Below are 16,596 nucleotides of genomic sequence, written 5' to 3'. Positions count from 1 at the left end.
TGCAGATTCCTCAGGTTGATTGATAGAGCATGTCGGGGAAGAATTCTTCGATCTTGCGGATGTCGCTCTGATTATCGAAGCTCCTGTGTATTCCTATGTTCCGTCTGGACTTCTCGGGATCGAAACACGTTTCTCCGCGCACGTCGCTGCGGGTGAGCTGGAGCCTGTCGAGCACGCTCCTTCTGATCCTTTCGTCAAGAACGAAGTCTTCGAAGCGAATGGATATGACCCGGTCGTCCAGCTGCAGCTCCGCGACGGCACGGTCATGCTCGTCATAGCGCTTTCTGGTCTTGGAGATGAATTCGTCGATGGGCATGACATCCGAGCGCTTTCTTTCGTAGTAATGAGCTACATACTGGTCGCGGGGATCGCGCTTGACGGTGACCGCCACGGCATTGGAGAAGAGCGACAGCAGCCGGACGTTGAAGCCGAAGATGTTGTTGTTGAGGACGACGGATTTCTTCCCGGGGCTTCCGAGCCGAGTGGTGATCTCGTTGGAAAAGTCGCGCATGGCAGAGAGCGTCGCCAAGCTTGATGGATTGGATCGCGCGGCGGCCTCGAGTCCTTGCACGAGGGAGCGGCAACATGGGAGCAGGGCATCCAGGGCCTGGCCACTGTCGAGCTGTGCCTTGAACAGGCTGCGCTCACGATCGGCATGGACCCGCAGCCTGTCGACCAGCAGCCCGGCGAGTGGGCCCAGGAAGAACTCCATCAGTTCGCGTGGGCCGACAGTTCCGAGGGGGGCATCGACCAGACCGAGCAGGCCGTATCGGCGCTGGAACAGATTGAGTTCCCGTCCGCTGCAACCTACATGGACATCATCGTGTCCCCGGAGCATGTCCGTTACCGCCCCGGAGCCGGACCAGAGGAACCCGGATGTGAAGATCACCCCGGGGCGCTGGCGGGTGGTGTCCGTTTGCAGGCGCAGTCGCCTGTAATTGGAATAACCGTCTTCCGTGCCCGAGACTTCCGCTTCTGGGGGCGGCGGCACGGGGAGCTTTGCCAATGCGTCAAATGCTTCCTTCAGAAGCCGATCCACGTTGGAGTCGGTGCGATACGCATGTCTGGACTTGGCAAGCGAACGCGAGATTTCCTGATGGGCATCGTCCCCGTCAGTGGAGGATGCCAGCATCTTGACGATGCGCTTCGCGCCTTTGATCGAGGCTTCAATGGACAGCCGCTTCTTCAGTCGCTTCCTTTCGTCGGCAAGCAGCTGCGGATCGACACCGGCGTCGGAAACCGAGTCGAGGTGAAATCTGGCGCTCTTCAGGTCCGCTGCGCGTCGGTAGGCGTTGCCAAGGGCAAAGTTGATTTCGTCCAGCGACTCCAGGACAAGATTTCGGAGCCGGGACCAGTGCTCGATGGAGTCGTATACGTGTCGCTGCTTGTCGGCAAGCAATGCCAGATAGCGGATGACGCGTCCCCGCTCCGCAGCTGCCGCCTCCGTTCGCAGAAGACGGGATTCGATATCCGCAAGCAATGATCGATAGGCGTTCTTCTCCGCCTCGCTATCAGGTGCCGGGCAATTGAGTGCTTGTTCGGCTTCGAGGAAAAGCTTGCTCTCGTCGGCGGAAGCTTTTCCCGGCAGAACAGACTGGATGGACATCATGGGCTCCACGGGAAATGGGATTGCATGCCACGGAACTGCGGCATCGTGCTGTTGCGACAGGACTCAGTGAGTGCCCGCCGCGTCGATGCTTGCGGCCAGGACCCGGTCGAAGCGGACGAGGGAGCTCTCGTCGAAATCGCCCAGGCTTTCACGGCATACCAGTTCGCGTGCTGCCGCCAGCGGGTCGTCGGAGCCGGCCAGTGCGATCAATTCAAGAACTTCGGCCGGGTCATCGAGTTTGTAGCAGGCAACGGATGATGGATACCTGTGCTCGAGTTTCGCGTGGGTATCTCCTCGGGGATTGGTGATGATCATCGGCTTGAGCGTATACAGGTAGTCGTTCAATACGCTGGATACATCGGTAATTAGAATATCCGAGTCGTTCATGAGCTCGAATATCGGTTTCTTCGTGTCATAGAGCATGAAGTTCTCCCCGTCGGCCAGGGATTTCATTTTTTCGAGATGGTTGCGCACCGCTCCGCTTTCTTCATGGCCGGTATAGGGGTGGGGCTTGAACAGGATGCGGAACTTTCCAGAAGCTTTCAGGGTTTCCAGCATCGCCAAGCCATATGGGCCGACCGAGGTGTAGTTGGCATTGCTGTTGAAGCCCTCCCAGGTGGGGGCATAAAGAACGGTGCGGATCTGGGAAGAGGAATTTCTGCGCTCCAGAGCCAGCTCCACCTGGGGGCGGCCGACATGCTCCACCTGACCGTTTCTGATCGGCAGCCCCGCCGCACGCAAGCGCTTCTCGGCAAGGGGGCCTGCGACGAGAAGCTTGTCGTAGGCCATCAGGAACTTGCTCTGGTTGACGGCCTTGTCGCTTTCCCCGTGGTTGATGAAGAAGTGACTCATCTTGAAGAACCGTAGGAGCTGGGCATTCTTCTGGGCATTACCCGGATAGAGCACGGTCCTTACCCCCGCCTGCTCAAGCAGGTCGAGGTCGGCCTGCTTGTCGAGGAAATAGATCGGCAAGGTGGTCGGGTCGAGCTGGTCCGCGATCCGTCGTTCCCGGATGACTATCGCGCAGCGCGTACTGAGCCTCTCAAGGACAGGGATCCACATATTGCCCTGGTAGGCGACGTTCTCGAGCCCGGAGAGGTGCATCACCGCCTTGATGCCGCTCTCCATGATCTCTTCCGCCGTTGGTTCTGCGTAACGATTGATGCCGGGGGCAAGGCTTGCGTACCTGTCCCCCCCACCGAAGCGCGCGATCGCCCTCATGCATCGAGTGGCGTAACGCTGATCTTCGCGCAGCAAGGCGCCGATGGCCTCGTAGCATGCTTCGAGGCGCCCGCGATCCAGGTCGATCGGACTGGAATTGAGGTAGTCGATAACCGCGCTGCGGGGGGCGTCAATATGCTCCCACGGACCGAAACGGAAGGACAGGTAGTCGTCGATCCGCTCCGGGACAAGCAGCCGGATTCCATCGAACTGTTCCGGCCTGGTGCCGAAGGAGGGGCTGAGAAGGGACAACTGGCCTATTCGATGGACGAATCCATCGGCGATGGGGGCGAGCATCGTCAGCGTCAACTTGGCGCCGCAAACATGCTGGAACTCGTGAACGTCGTCGCTCGATGAGTATGATTGCAACACGAAGCGCCCCGAAGTGCCGATCAGCCGGCTCGCTTCCGAGAACGCGGCGCTTCCGGCGACGCCGAGAACATGGCCGGTAAAGCGGCAGAGGGAGAGGTCGTTGCGGGCGAGACCGAGCAGGGTTGATTCCAGTGCGATGGGCAGCATGCCGTCGACGCCCCCCAAGGCATGGCAGGCGTCGCGCAGCGCTTCGAGATGCCGGGAGGAGGGCAGTATGTCTTCGGGGAATTCGGTGCGCTCGCTTATTCCGAGCCAAAGCGGCATGGTTAGACTGGAGCGATGGCGATCCATCATCTTCTGCGCGATCGATCGCTCCTTCTTGCCCATCCCCATGACCCGCTGCAGCTGGATGTGCATGGTCTGATCGGCCAGTTCGACATTGCCGGCGTTGAGCGCGGCGACCGCCAGCGAGTACTGGTTGTTGATGCTGCGTTTCAGGTCCGGGTGCGCCAGCGTCTGGCGATTCCAGAGCGAAAGATAATCAACCAACCTGTCCGGTGTATTGGTGGCTGCCGCGAGCGCGCGCCACATGACGGTGCGGCGGGATTCGCCGGCTGCGGCGATCAGCGAGCGCCAGCACAAATCCGGTTGCACAGGGAAGGCGATTTCGCCCAGCAGGATGAGCGAATCCAGTCGCATCTGGTCAAGCGCAACGGCCCGCTGGAGGTGCGAAATCGCTGTTTCCCGCTTGCCACGAAGGAACGCGTCCAGTGCGATCCAGTAGTGGCAAAGCAATTCGGTTTCAGGGTTTGCTCCAATGGACGCGGATACGGGTTGTCCATTGCGGATCGCCTGCTTTGCCTTGAACGATTCGACTCCCGGGCAATTCGATGAACCTTCGGCTAGATGAGGAATGATCGTAGTGATGTCCTCGAGGGCAGCCTGCTTGTCGCTGACGAGGAGGGCATCCAGCAGTTTGGAGAGTTCTGCATTCCAGATGCCCCCGGGAGGCGGCGTCATGACGGGAGAGCGGATGCTGAAGGATGCGCTCTGCTCGAAGGAAGCCGGCGCGTCCGCCAGCCTGCGCAGGGTATTGAGCAGGCGCATCAAGGTGCGGGCAATACGACCTGCAATGCGGCGAGTCAAGCTGCGTCGTGGGGCAGGATTCTGTGCCAGAAGGGGAGTGGCGCGAGGCGGGTCGGATGCCATTGCGGGATTCGGCTCAAGGCTGATTGACGGTATGTGGAAATGGGCAGCGCAGCAACTTCCCGAAGGGCGCACTGGGCGGCGAACGCGTGCCTGGATACCCCTCGGGGTTCGTCTCTATCAACCGGATCTTACGGCTTTCAACGGTGTGACAGCAGAGGATATTTCTTCTTTGAGCTGGGTCGTGCTGATGCCCTGCGTGCGGGAGAGATAGACGACCCGGCAGTGAGGTTCCAGGAAGTCGAAATGGCCCCTCCAGTCCTCGCCGATTCCGAAAACCGAGATTTGCCGCTGGACGACGTCCTCGATCTTCTGTTCCCAGGCGCTCTCGGGAATGACCTCGTCCACACAGCGGAGCGCACTGACGATGCGTGCCCGATCCTCGAAGGGCATGGTGCACTTCTTGCTTTTCAGCTGATTGAATTCGTCGGTGGAAACGGCAACGGTAAGGTGATCCCCCAGTGCGCGCAGCCGCTCGAGCAAATTGAGGTGGCCCACATGAAAAAGATCGAATGTTCCGTATGTGATTACCTTGATCATCAGTGAGGCCTCGCCAGTCCAAAGCTGCGAAGCTTGCTTCGCATGGTTTCTATCGCTTCCAGGGTTTGCTTGTCCATGTCAATGATTCCTTCCAGGGCGGAACATACGCGATTGAATCTGGCTTCGTGCCCGGTCTGGAAATAGTCGGGCAGTATCTTCAGGTAGTACCAGCTGAGCTCCCTTGGGTCGCTTGCCACCATGTTCGGCGTGTCGGTAAAGGTTTCGAAATCGGGGGCGGGAGTACGCCAGTCGCCATAGTTCTCGAGAAGATACCTGTCGGCAGGGGATGGGATCTTGAAAGAGGCTCCGAGAAAATCGGTGGACGCAAGCCCGAACTCGGAGTTCCACCAGGTCGATTTTTGCCCCTGATGCCAGATCAGGTCCTTTTCCCTGAAATGGACAAAGACATCGATCATGACGCCATTGGCGTGCTTGAAGCGAAGGACCCGTCCCTTGCTGACGGGGAGCTCCTTGAACCTCCCGGTCGAACGCAGTACCTCGGAGAGGCGGTCGATATCCGTGGTTTCGAACACTCCCACGTCGATATCCTTGTCGTGCCCAAGGATTTTTCCTTCGCGGATGCAGCCAAGCAGGGTGCCGCTTATCAGGAAAATATCGATGCCTTGCGCATCCAGGTCATGCCGCAGGTCAAGCAATGCGGCCCCGGCGAGTCGGGCCCAGTTCTGCTTGGACGCCGGCTTTCCTTGCGGGGGCCGGGGTTGCAGTTTCGAGGCGAGTTCCAGCCTCCGGCAAATGGCATCAAGAGCTTTCTCATACAACTCCAGGTCCCGGGCCGCCATCGAGTAATGGCGCAGGGCGCTGGACAACTGGCCGGGGTCGTGCCTGCATGCGGAGACGAGCCAATCGCCTATCTCGCGGAGCTGGTCCTCCGAAGTGATGCAGCGTCTGATCGCGATGAATTCCTGTTCCTTCAGCGCAAGATTCCCGGCACGGCCGCCGAAATGCGCCATGAGGTTGGACGCAGCGGCTTGAGACTGTCCTGCCCGGCACAATAGTTCCGCCTGCAGCATCACAATGTCGTTGTTGCCCGCATGCGGTGAGTCCGGGTCGATTGTTCCCAGGATCGCCAGCCCTTGTTCATAACGGCCGCGATAGAGGCAGGAAGTACCCCGCCGCAGAGCGATGCGGAAATCATTTCCGCCTATCTGCTCGGCCTGGTCGAGCGCGTCCCGGGCCTGCTCGGGACGACCCTGTTTGAACAGCGCGTCATGCTTGAGAAGGTGGGCATCCAGGAGCAGGGCGTGCGATACATCTCCTCCGCCCTGTTGGAGCAAGGGGGAAAGATGCCCCAGGGCGGTCCCGAAGTCGCCCGCCGACAGCGCAGCTCGCGAGTGCTGCAGCATTCGGGCGGCCTGGACATCCTGCTCGGAGCAAGGAGTACGAGGCAGGCCGCGCCCATCGGAGCGGAATACTCCCCGCAGCGCATCGGTTGCGCGATCCATGGTCCGGCTTAGCTTGGCGATTAGCTGCATGTGACTTCGAAGAGGCGTATTAAGGATTTTGAAGATCGGAGGGATTCAGGGCGGGTATCGGGTGCCCGTCTATTGCTCCCGTTTTTGCTGTTACGCCATGAAGTCGGCGAAATGCCGAAAGATCTGCGACTTTTATGGGCAAATTGGCAAAACTTTCAGAATTATGACATGGCGGCGTAATTGGCGAGTGAATTCTTCTCTTGCCTGGAGGCCGGGCAAGCTCCTGAAGAGTGTCCCGTGCCCGAGGATAACGAAAACGCCATGTTGCCGTCATGTTGTTGACATTTTCCTGCTGTAGGCGCCTGGGACGGGTCGCTCCATCACCCTGCTGGAGGCCGCAGGCGCCCGGGGCGTGCAGCGTCTTGCGGTGAAGTGCCAGCGGGACAAGGACGGGCAGGGGCGACACCTTCTCGGAGCCGTGGGTTCATTGACCCTCGGATGTCATGGAGCGGGGTGTCGTGGGTGCAGGCGGCATCCTGGGCCGGTGCTGTCTAGCATCCAGTGGTGTGCGATGAGGTGGCCCTGCCCGTCCGGGATGGTCGTGCATCTGCCCTGCAGGTCGTTCTGGCGAGACCCGTGCGCCTGGACGCAGTGCGCGGCTGCGTGGCCGATGCGGTGGCCTGTCATCGCGCCAACACGAAGGTGTCATCCAGATACAACGCTACTGCAATGCTCGGCCTCTAGTTTGGGACGTCAATGCCCAAGACGCATGCGTAGTGCTGCTCCCGCGCTTGTGGCAGATCCTTGATGTCTGGAGGCCAGCAGAGTGAATGCGATAGTCAGTGCCGTGCTTGCCAAGCAGAAGACGGTGACCCCGAAGCAGCTTCTGGTTGTCGTGACCGCCGTTGCAACCGCAACGGTCGGGATACTGGCTGTTGTAATGGGGCGGCCAGGAGGGGCGCTGGTGCCGCTGCTATTGCTGCAAGTACTTGTGGTGGCGGTGATGCTGCTGGTGGTGCGGAGAATCTCTCACCGAATGCAGATCGGCTTCTCGGGGCTCGCGACGTCGCTGGCGCAGCAGGAGCCCAGGGTCGTGAGTGGGGACAAGCCGGTGAAGTCGCCGGCCTTCGGTGCAGTCCGGTTCTATGCAAAATCGAATGGCAACAAGCAGTCGGAGTTGGTCAATCAGCTCGTACTCAACCGTTCGCTGGACGGCAGGAACATCCTGGCGTTCCAGGCAACGGGGGGGCGGTGGGATTTCGATGGCATCTGTTCCCTGCTGGAGGGCTTCCGTTCGCCTGCAAAACGTGGAAGCGCCAGGGAGACCGCCAGGCGGTTCGACCGTGAATCCTTGCTGTGGCTTGCGCGCACCCTGTACCGGCAGGATGCGATGGCATCGGATCGGGTCAACGCCATATCGCTGTTTGAGTTGGTGAAGGTGGCTTTTGGCCGCAGTGCCCTGAGTCTGACCGATGCGGAGTGGGTGGCGAGCGCCTTGCTGCAGGAGCGTCGCCCGGACGAGGCGCTGGAGTGGATGGAGAGCTTCGGGCTGACGCCCGAGAACACGCCGAACTATCATCTGCTGCGCGCCAATGCGGCCAATCCGTTCATCCAGGTGGGGGTTGGCGACATCGATGAATGGTCCAGGCATATCAACCAGGGCTATCTGGCCGCCGGCATCTGCGAGCTGGACTTGCTTCCGGGCTCTGCGGCTCCTTTCAACCGCCTGAAAGCAAAGGCGGCGCCTGCCAGTGTCGACGGCCCGCTGGTCAGCATCATCATGCCGGTCTATCGCGCCGGCGCCGGCACCGAGGTCGCGATCCGTTCGGTGCTGGAGCAGACATGGAAGAATCTGGAGTTGATCGTCGTGGACGACGGCAGCCCGCCCGATTACCGCGGCATGCTGGCACGCTGGGCCAAGGAAGATCCGAGGGTCAGGTTGATCCAGTGTGCCTCCAACCGAGGCGCCTATACGGCCAGGAACATAGGCTTGAGCGCCGCGCAAGGCGAATTCGTCACCTGTCATGACGCCGATGACTGGTCGCATCCGCAGAAGATCGAGCTGCAGGCCCGGCACCTGATCGCAAACCCGGGCAAGGTCGCCAATCTCGGCAACTGGCTCAGGGTGGGAGCGGATCTGGAGATCCGGCACCGCAGTCCCGCCCGGGCGCTCGCGCACAAGGCGCTGGTCAGCCTGATGTTCAGGCGTGGCGATGTGGTCGCACGGATCGGTTGCTGGGATTCAGTGAGAAAGATGGGCGATGCCGAATTCCTGTACCGGATGGAGCTGGCTTTCAACCAGAAGATCGAGACGGTACGCGAGGAGCCCTTGACCTTCGCCCTGCACGATCCCGGCAGCCTTTCGGGATCGGACATGCTCCGCGGGTTCATGCACCCGGAACGGCAGATCTACCGTGCACGATACCGGGAATGGCATCAGCGCATTGCCGCCGGCAATGCTTCGGCGTTCTTGCCCATGGATGCCAAATCGCGTCCGTTTCCTGCGCCGGCATCCTTCCTGCCCGGCAGGATGGGCACGGAACGCGAGAAGTTCGATGTGATCTTCGTTTCCGAGCTCGGCTTCACCGGCGGCAATGTCCATTCGCTGATCCACGAGATGGAGATCTGCATACAGGCGGGTCTCAGGGTGGGGCTGGTGCACGTGCGCAACCTGCTGTTCACGCACCTGGCCGTGCGCGACCCCATCCCCGCGTTGACCCGCCTGATCACCAGCGGCAAGGTGACGGAGATCGCGGTCACTACGCCGGCAGTGGCCACCATGGTCATCGTGCGCTGGCCGGCATGCTTCCAGTACACGACGGCGCTGACGCCTGGAATCGAGGCCGAACGCGTGATCATCGTCGCCAACCATCCGCCCTACGAACGCCACCAGGACCGACATTCCTACGAGATGGGCGTGGTCACCCGGAATGTCAGGAATGCATTCGGAGCGGAACCGCAATGGGCACCGCAATCGGCCACGATCCGGCGCATGCTCGCGCCGCAGCTGCCGCATTCGGCGTTGCTCGACGTCGATTGGGTCGGGGTGTTGGCGGAGGAGCCGGCCAGGATCAAGCGACGCCTCGCGCCGGTGGGAACGGTGCCGGTGATCGGTCGGCATTCTCGCGACCATCACCTGAAGTGGCCGGAGAGCCGCGACAAGCTGTTGAAGGTGTATCCATCCGATGGTTCGGTCAAGGTCAGGGTGCTGGGCGGCGTCGATCACGTCATCGCATCCGGGGCGCTCAAGCCGGAGGACATCGCCGATTGGGATGTACACGGCTTCAATGCAGTGACGCCGCTGGAGTTCCTCCAGTCCATCGACTTCTTCGTCTACTACCATCACAAGGACTGGATAGAAGCATTTGGCCGCGTGATCATGGAAGCGATGTTCGCCGGAGCAGTGGTGGTCCTGCCCCCTTCCTTCGAAGCGGTATTCGGCGACGCGGCGATATATGCGGAACCGGAGCAGGTGCAGGCGCTGATCCGCGCCTGCTATGAGGATTGGCCGCGGTTCCAGGCGCAGAGCGAGCGTGGGCTGACCTATGCCTACGAGAACTGCACGCCTTCGGCCTACCGGCGACGCCTGGCCAGGCTCGGTGTGGATGCGTTGCGCCAGGAAGCGCGGGCAGGATTGGCGTGAGCGGCGCCATGGCGATGCAGGCGGCGGTTGTGGAACCAGCCCGGTCCGGGACGGTGGCGCGGCGCCGGTCCACCGCCGAGTACATCCAGGAAATGAAGTGCATCGGCGGCTGGTTGACCCGCTCGGACGCAAGCTGCTTCGTGCAGGTGGATGAGGTGCAGAAGTCCTCGGGCGTCGTGGGTGACCTGGTCGAGATTGGGGTATGGCACGGTCGCGGCGCGATCCTGTTCCATCATCTGCTGCGGGGAGACGAGCGGGTGTTCGCGGTGGACATCTTCGACCTGCGCGATCGCGACCATCCCTACTTCAACGATCCGGCCATCCTCCGGCGGAACGCCGCGGCGTTCGGTTGCGACGATCGCCTGGAGCTGGTGCGGATGGATACCTCGCGCGAAGGGCATCGGCTGCTGGAGGTCATGCGACGGCCGGTAAGGCTGTTGCATATCGACGGCGGGCACGATTACGAAGTCGTCCGGCGCGATATCGAAATAGCGCGCAGGCTGCTGGGCGAGGGGGCGGTTCTGGTGTTCGACGACTTCTTCAACCGCAGGCACCCGGGCACCACGCAGGCGATCATGGAGTTCCTGCTGTCCTCGCCGGGGTTCTCCCCGTTCCTGATCACCGGGAAGAAGCTGTGGATATGCGGCAGTGACAGGCATGCGGCCTACTTCAGACAGATGAAGGCGGCCAAGGTGGCCACCCGGCAGACGAATCTGTTCCGGCGCCGCGTACTCGTTGCAACGGCGTGAAGCATGCGATGAATCGACGGCTTAGGATACCGGCACAGGTCATTGCACCGGATCACCCGGGGGCGGCGGGCAAGTAGCAACATGCACGAGAGAGAAATGGGCCGCACCACCGGGATGCGCCCGGAAATACAGGGGCTGCGCGCGGTCGCCGTCGTAGCCGTGCTGCTCTTCCACGTCTGGCCCGCCGCCTTCGGCGGGGGCTACGTCGGCGTCGATGTGTTCTTCGTGATATCGGGATTCCTGATCACCTCGCTGCTGCTCAGGGAGCTTGAGCAGAAGGGGTGCATAAACTTCGGAACCTTCTACCTGAAGCGGATGCGTCGCCTTCTTCCCGCGGCGACGGCGGTGCTGGCCGTGGTCGCGTTGCTGACGCCGCTGCTGCTCCCGCCGACGGTATGGAAGGACACCGCGCTCGAAGTGATTGCCAGCGCGACGTATGTGGAGAACTGGCGGCTGGCGTACCTGGCCGTCGACTATCTCGGTGCCGAGAACCAGGCCAGCCCGGTCCAGCACTACTGGTCGTTGTCGGTCGAGGAACAGTTCTATCTGTTCTGGCCCGCATTGGTCGCCGCCTTGGCATGGGCGGCGGCGAAGGCCGGGCTTCCCCTGCTCTGGTGCCTGCGGGCGGCATTTGTGGCCGTCACCGCGCTCTCGCTCGGCCTTTCAGTCTGGCTGACCGACGCCGACCCGGCGCAAGCCTACTTCGTTACCCATACGCGCATATGGGAGCTGGGTCTGGGCGGATTGCTCGCCGTGACCAGGGTTCCTCTATGGCAATGGCTGCGCAACCTGACGGGCTGGGCCGGCCTGCTCGGCATCGTCTTGGCGGTTTTCGCGTTCACCGCAAAGACGCCATTCCCGGGCCATGCCGCGCTGCTGCCCACGGTCGCGGCGGCCCTGATCATCGTCGCCGGCGATACCCGTTCCCGGTTCAGCGCATACGCACTGCTGGCGAGCCGGCCATTCCGCTGGGTAGGCGATGCGTCCTATTCGATCTACCTGTGGCATTGGCCGATCGTGGTGTTCTACCTGGCGGAAGCCGGGGGCAAGGCGATCGGCCCCGTAGCCGGCAGCTTTCTGATCCTGGCCACGCTGGGGTTGTCCTGGTTCAGCAAGGTGCATATCGAAGACCGGTTCCGGCATCGTGGCCCAGGTGACGAGCCGGTCCGTTGGCCGGATCTGCGCATCGCCGGAGGCACCCTGGTTCCTGTGCTGCTTGCCGGCGGGCTGCTGGGTGCCATCGCATACGAGGAGGCGGAAGCGCAGCGTCAGCGGGACCGATACCTAGGGGCGAGGGTGCTGGCGACGGGTGAGGCGGTTGCCGGGGACGGCGGTTACGCGCCATCGCTGGCGGTGCTGAAGCAGGATCGCGCAGCGGCCTACGACAATGGATGCCACCTGAGATTCAAGGACTCCGAGCCCGTCGCCTGCCGCTACGGCGATCCCCGGGGGAGCTTCAAGGTCTTCCTGATCGGTGACTCCCACGCGGCGAACTGGATCCCGGCTCTCGAGGAAGTGGCGGAGCTGAAGGGCTGGAACGCGTTCAGCTATACCAAGTCGTCCTGTCCGCTGATGCCGGTGATGCTGAGGCGAGCCGGCAAAGCCTACGAGGAGTGCCTGGCATGGGGACAGCAGGTACGCCGGATCATCGCCGAGGAGCGCCCCGATCTGGTGATCCTCGCGCAGATGCACAGTGGCGTCCGTACCTGGTCCGCCGAGGGGGAGAAACCGCCTTCGGCGCGGAAAGCGATGGTCGAACTCTGGCAGGAGATCATGGCCGGAGGCTCCCGCGTGGTGGCGGTGGCGGACACGCCGCGCTGGCGCGATCCCGGCCCCGAGGCCTGCTTGGCAGGGGACAGGGGGTGCCGGGTCGATCTTCGCGGGATCGCGGTGTCGAAGCGGGATACGGCAATCGCCGCGCATAAGGTGGAGAAGGGTGTCGCACTGCTGGACTTCACCGATCTGGTGTGTCCCGACGGGATGTGCCCGGCGGTCATCGGCAACATCGTCGTCTGGCGCGACAGCCATCATCTGACTGCGACCTACTCGCGTTCCATGGCCGACTTCTTCGCGGAGCGTCTCGAAAACGCGATGGCGAAGAACGCCGGGACCCCGAAGCCGGAACGTGCCGAGGCAGGAGCGCAGCACTAGCGGAACCAGTGGGAAATGTCCGCCGGCAACGATGGCTGGCCGCAGATGCTGCGTGGCGGGTCGGGTTTGGCCGGGAAGGGGGAGGGGCGGAACATGGTCCGCCGCGCCCCGGGACGGGGTGTTCCGTCGGCGATTACTGCGCGGCGGCTGCGTCAGCCTTGCTGGTCGGCGCCTTCACCGGGATGTTGATGTAGATCATGCCCTTGGCGGAAGGGTGCTGCAGCTTGCCTCCCTCCCTGATGGTGACGGCGATCGTGCGGCGCTTTTCCTGCTTGAAGGCGATGCGGATACGCCCGTCGTCGAGCCGCTTCGGCGCGCTGGCCTGGTAGCCGGCGGCGGTCAGGTCGGCGGTAATGGCGTCGGCCGCCTGCTGCTGCTCCAGGTCAAGGTATTCGATCCGGATCCTGCGCTGGAATGCGCCGGCTTTGACTTCCTCGACCCGATCGCGCCGCAGGTTATAGGCAAAGCCGAGCTGGATGCCGTGGGGAAGTGCTTTCTTCAGTTGCCTGGGCTGTCCCTCGGCGTTGGCAGCCGGAGGAGCGGATTGCGCGGATTCCGTACCGCGCTGCCCATCGGGGGAACAGCCGGTGATGACCGTTGCCAACAGCAACAGGGTGGCGAGTCGGATCCTTGCTTTCATGTGGGTTGCTTCCGGGAATGGTGGGATAACGGCATGGGCGGCGATTGTTGCATAGGCCCGGCGGCGATATCTGGTGGCTCCAGCCGCCGTACAGATGCTGTTCGGGAGTGGTTCGTCCTTCAGGCGGAAGGGCGTATCCAGGCGTGGATCGTGTCGGCGATCCTGGCCGCGGCCCGGCCGTCGCCGTAGGGGTTGTGCGCCCGCGCCATGGCGGCATGGGCCCCGTCATCGTCGAGCAGTCGTATCGATTCGGCGACGATCCTCCCGCGGTCGGTGCCCACCAGCCGGACGGTGCCGGCTTCGACGGCCTCGGGTCTTTCGGTGGTATCGCGCATGACCAGCACCGGCTTGCCCAGCGAGGGAGCCTCTTCCTGGATGCCGCCGGAGTCGGTGATGATCAGGTGGGCACGGCTCATGAGGTGGACGAAGGGCAGATAGTCCAGCGGTTCGATCAGGTGGACCCGGGGGGTGCCGCCAAGCAGGCGGCGCATGGGCTCCTGCACGCTGGGATTCAGGTGCACGGGATAGACCACCTGCACGTCGCGGGCAGCGGCAATGTCGGCAAGGGCGCGGGCGATGTTCTCCATACCCGCGCCGAAGTTCTCGCGACGGTGTCCTGTCACCAGCACGATGCGATGGTCCGGCTGCAGGAACGGGAACATCGCGTCCAACCCGGATCGCAGCGCCGGATCCTGTTCGATGCGGGTGACGACTTCCAGCAGCGCATCGATCACCGTGTTGCCGGTGACGTGGATGTTGCCGGCGGCGATGCCCTCGGCGATGAGGTTGTCGCGGGCTGCGGCGGTGGGAGCGAAGTGCAGCGCGGACAGCGGGGCGGTAAGGCGGCGGTTGGCTTCCTCCGGCCACGGCGCGGTCAGGTCGCCGGTGCGCAGCCCCGCTTCCACATGCGCCACCGGGATACGGGCGTAGAACGCGGCCAGCGCGGTGGCCAGGGTCGTGCTGGTGTCGCCGTGTACCAGCACCAGGTCCGGTTTCCTGTGCGCCAGCACTCGGCTCATCCCGGTAAGGATGCGGGCGAACAGGTCCGGAAGCGTCTGCGAGGGGGCCATCAGATCCAGGTCCTCGTCCGGGACGAGGCCGAACAACTCCAGGACCTGGTCGAGCATCTGCCGGTGCTGTGCGGTGACAACCACCTGTGGCGTCAAGCCGGGGTGGGCCTGCAGGGCCTGGACTACCGGGGCCATCTTGATGGCTTCCGGCCGCGTGCCGAATACCACCATGACCTTCTTGCTATCCATCGATCTGCCAGCCCTCCGATACGGCATGAAAAAGGGCCACCGTAGTGGCCCTTGGTCAGGATCCCCTCAAGGCGCCGATTATAGCGCCGCCTCCAGCTCCGGCAGGATCGCGAACAAATCGCCCACCAGCCCGATGTCGGCGATCTCGAAGATCGGCGCATCGCCGTCCTTGTTGATGGCGACGATGGTGCCGGCGTCCTTGATGCCGGTCAGGTGCTGGATGGCGCCGGAGATGCCGACGGCCACATACAGCTCCGGGGCGATGATCTTGCCGGTCTGGCCGACCTGCATGTCGCTGGGCACGTAGCCGGCGTCGACCGCGGCGCGCGAGGCGCCCACCGCCGCGCCGAGCCTGTCGGCCAGCTTGTAGATGATCTGGAAGTTCTCTTCCGAGCCGACGCCGCGGCCGCCGGAAACCACGCGCTTGGCGCTCTGCAGGTCGGGGCGGTCGCTCTTGCCGGCGGCCAGGCCGATGAAGCGGGTGTGCGAAGGCAGCGCGGCATCGATGCTGATCGCCTCGACCGGGGCGTTGTTGCCCCTGGCCGCTTCCGGCCACGAGGCGGCGCGCACGGTGGCCACGACGACCTGGTCGGCCGGTACTTCGACGGTGATGATGGCATTGCCGGCGTAGATCGGGCGCTTGAAGACGTGCGGGCCTTCGACGGTCATCAGGTCGGAGACCTGGTTGACGCCGAGCAGCGCAGCCACGGCCGGCATCAGGTCCTTGCCGGTGGTGGTGGACGGGCCGAGCACGTGGCTGTAGCCGGCGGCGGCCTTGGCGATCTGCGGCGCCTGCACCTGGGCGATGGCGTGTTCGTTGGCCGGGTTGGCGAGGGTCAGCACCTTGCCGACGCCGGCGATCTGCGCGGCCTCGGCGGCGATGGCGGCCGGGTCGGCGGCCAGCACCAGCACGTCGATGTCGCCACCGATGGCGGCGGCGGCCGAGACGGTCTTGGCGACGGCGCTGTTGAGCTTGCCGTCCAGGTGTTCGGCGATGACGAGAATCTTGGCCATTACAGCAACCCCTTCTGCTTGAGTGCGGCCACCAGTTCGGCGGCGTCCTTCACCATCACGCCCTTGCTGCGCTTGGCCGGGGCGGCGTAGTGGGTGGTCTTGAACGTGTCGGCGGCCTCGACGCCGAGGTCGGCCAGTTGCAGGGTCTCGAGCGGCTTGGCCTTGGCCTTCATGATGTCCGGCAACTTGATGAAGCGCGGCTCGTTCAGGCGCAGGTCGGTGGTGATGACGGCCGGCAGATCGACTTCCAGCGTTTCCAGGCCGGCATCGACTTCGCGGGTGACCGTGGCCTTGCCGTCGGCAATCTCGACCTTGGAGGCGAAGGTGGCCTGCGGGCGGCCCCACAGCGTGGCCAGCATCTGCCCGGTCTGGTTGGCGTCGTCGTCGATGGCCTGCTTGCCGAGGATGACCACGTCGGGCTGTTCCTTCTCGACCAGCTTGAGCAGGGTACGGGCGGCGGTCAGCGGCTGGATGGCCTGGTCGGTGACCACGTGGATGGCGCGGTTGGCGCCCATCGCCAGGCCGTTGCGCAGGTGTGCCTGGGCGTCGGCGGGGGCGATGGTGGCGACCACGACCTCGGTGGCGATGCCCTTGTCGCGCAGGCGCAGGGCTTCTTCCAGCGCGATCTCGTCGAACGGGTTCGGCGACAGCTTGACGCCGTCGGTGACCACGCCGGAACCATCCGGCTTGACCTGAATGCGGACGTTGTAGTCCACCACGCGCTTGTACGCGACGAGGATTTTCATGTGCTGCAGGATCCTTCGGTTACTGAGGGGGCCGGCGCGGGCCGGAGACAAGGTTTTTCTCGATTCTAGCTGG

General features: G+C 63.2%; 11 protein-coding genes. 3 read left to right on the top strand and 8 right to left on the bottom strand.

All coding sequences use genetic code 11. The features are described from left to right. Positions 1-10: 10 nt before the first annotated feature. The 4 genes from OK345_RS03320 to OK345_RS03305 form a co-directional block, all read right to left on the bottom strand. Positions 11-1,606, bottom strand: a complete 1,596-nt coding sequence (locus OK345_RS03320; RefSeq protein WP_265126484.1) for a sulfotransferase family protein — start codon at positions 1,604-1,606, stop codon at positions 11-13. 66 nt (positions 1,607-1,672) lie between these two features. Continuing rightward, the gene (locus OK345_RS03315) at positions 1,673-4,351 is read right to left on the bottom strand and encodes a CDP-glycerol glycerophosphotransferase family protein (protein ID WP_265126483.1); all 2,679 of its coding nucleotides are present in this window, start codon (positions 4,349-4,351) and stop codon (positions 1,673-1,675) included. Between the two features lie 117 nt (positions 4,352-4,468). After that, positions 4,469-4,888, bottom strand: coding sequence for an adenylyltransferase/cytidyltransferase family protein (locus tag OK345_RS03310; RefSeq protein WP_265126482.1), 420 nt, complete (start codon positions 4,886-4,888; stop codon positions 4,469-4,471). Continuing rightward, positions 4,888-6,381 (bottom strand): tetratricopeptide repeat protein, encoded by a 1,494-nt coding sequence (locus tag OK345_RS03305; RefSeq protein WP_265126481.1) that lies wholly within the window; start codon positions 6,379-6,381, stop codon positions 4,888-4,890. Before OK345_RS03305 ends, OK345_RS03310 begins: the two co-directional genes overlap by 1 nt. 766 nt (positions 6,382-7,147) lie before the next feature. On the opposite strand from OK345_RS03305, the gene OK345_RS03300 reads away from it, so the two are divergent. The 3 genes from OK345_RS03300 to OK345_RS03290 all read left to right on the top strand — a co-directional run bounded on the left by OK345_RS03300 (position 7,148) and on the right by OK345_RS03290 (position 12,864). After that, the gene (locus OK345_RS03300) at positions 7,148-9,964 is read left to right on the top strand and encodes a glycosyltransferase (protein ID WP_265126480.1); all 2,817 of its coding nucleotides are present in this window, start codon (positions 7,148-7,150) and stop codon (positions 9,962-9,964) included. Further along, positions 9,961-10,713 carry a class I SAM-dependent methyltransferase gene (locus OK345_RS03295; RefSeq protein ID WP_265126479.1) on the top strand — a complete coding sequence of 251 codons (753 nt, stop codon included), beginning with the start codon at positions 9,961-9,963 and terminating at the stop codon, positions 10,711-10,713. Before OK345_RS03300 ends, OK345_RS03295 begins: the two co-directional genes overlap by 4 nt. A gap of 96 nt (positions 10,714-10,809) precedes the next feature. Then, a complete protein-coding gene (locus tag OK345_RS03290) occupies positions 10,810-12,864 on the top strand; it encodes an acyltransferase family protein (RefSeq protein WP_265126478.1) in 2,055 nt (684 codons plus the stop codon). A 133-nt stretch (positions 12,865-12,997) separates the two neighbouring features. Here OK345_RS03290 and OK345_RS03285 read toward each other — a convergent pair whose 3' ends face one another. The 4 genes from OK345_RS03285 to OK345_RS03270 all read right to left on the bottom strand — a co-directional run bounded on the left by OK345_RS03285 (position 12,998) and on the right by OK345_RS03270 (position 16,523). Continuing rightward, complete coding sequence (locus OK345_RS03285; RefSeq protein WP_265126477.1) at positions 12,998-13,504, bottom strand: hypothetical protein; 507 nt, start codon at positions 13,502-13,504, stop codon at positions 12,998-13,000. A gap of 119 nt (positions 13,505-13,623) precedes the next feature. Continuing rightward, positions 13,624-14,763 (bottom strand): non-hydrolyzing UDP-N-acetylglucosamine 2-epimerase, encoded by a 1,140-nt coding sequence (gene wecB, locus OK345_RS03280; RefSeq protein WP_265126476.1) that lies wholly within the window; start codon positions 14,761-14,763, stop codon positions 13,624-13,626. Positions 14,764-14,841: 78 nt separating this feature from the next. Further along, positions 14,842-15,777, bottom strand: a complete 936-nt coding sequence (locus OK345_RS03275; protein WP_265126475.1) for an electron transfer flavoprotein subunit alpha/FixB family protein — start codon at positions 15,775-15,777, stop codon at positions 14,842-14,844. Then, entirely contained in the window at positions 15,777-16,523 is a 747-nt protein-coding gene (locus tag OK345_RS03270) for an electron transfer flavoprotein subunit beta/FixA family protein (RefSeq protein WP_265126474.1), read from the bottom strand. Before OK345_RS03270 ends, OK345_RS03275 begins: the two co-directional genes overlap by 1 nt. Positions 16,524-16,596 lie beyond the last annotated feature (73 nt).

Origin of the sequence: Xanthomonas chitinilytica (assembly GCF_026107455.2) — a bacterium.
Classification (GTDB): Bacteria; Pseudomonadota; Gammaproteobacteria; order Xanthomonadales; family Xanthomonadaceae; genus Stenotrophomonas; species Stenotrophomonas chitinilytica.
The sequence above is the reverse complement of the archived record's forward strand: the minus strand, read 5'-3'. Positions and strand labels throughout refer to the sequence as shown.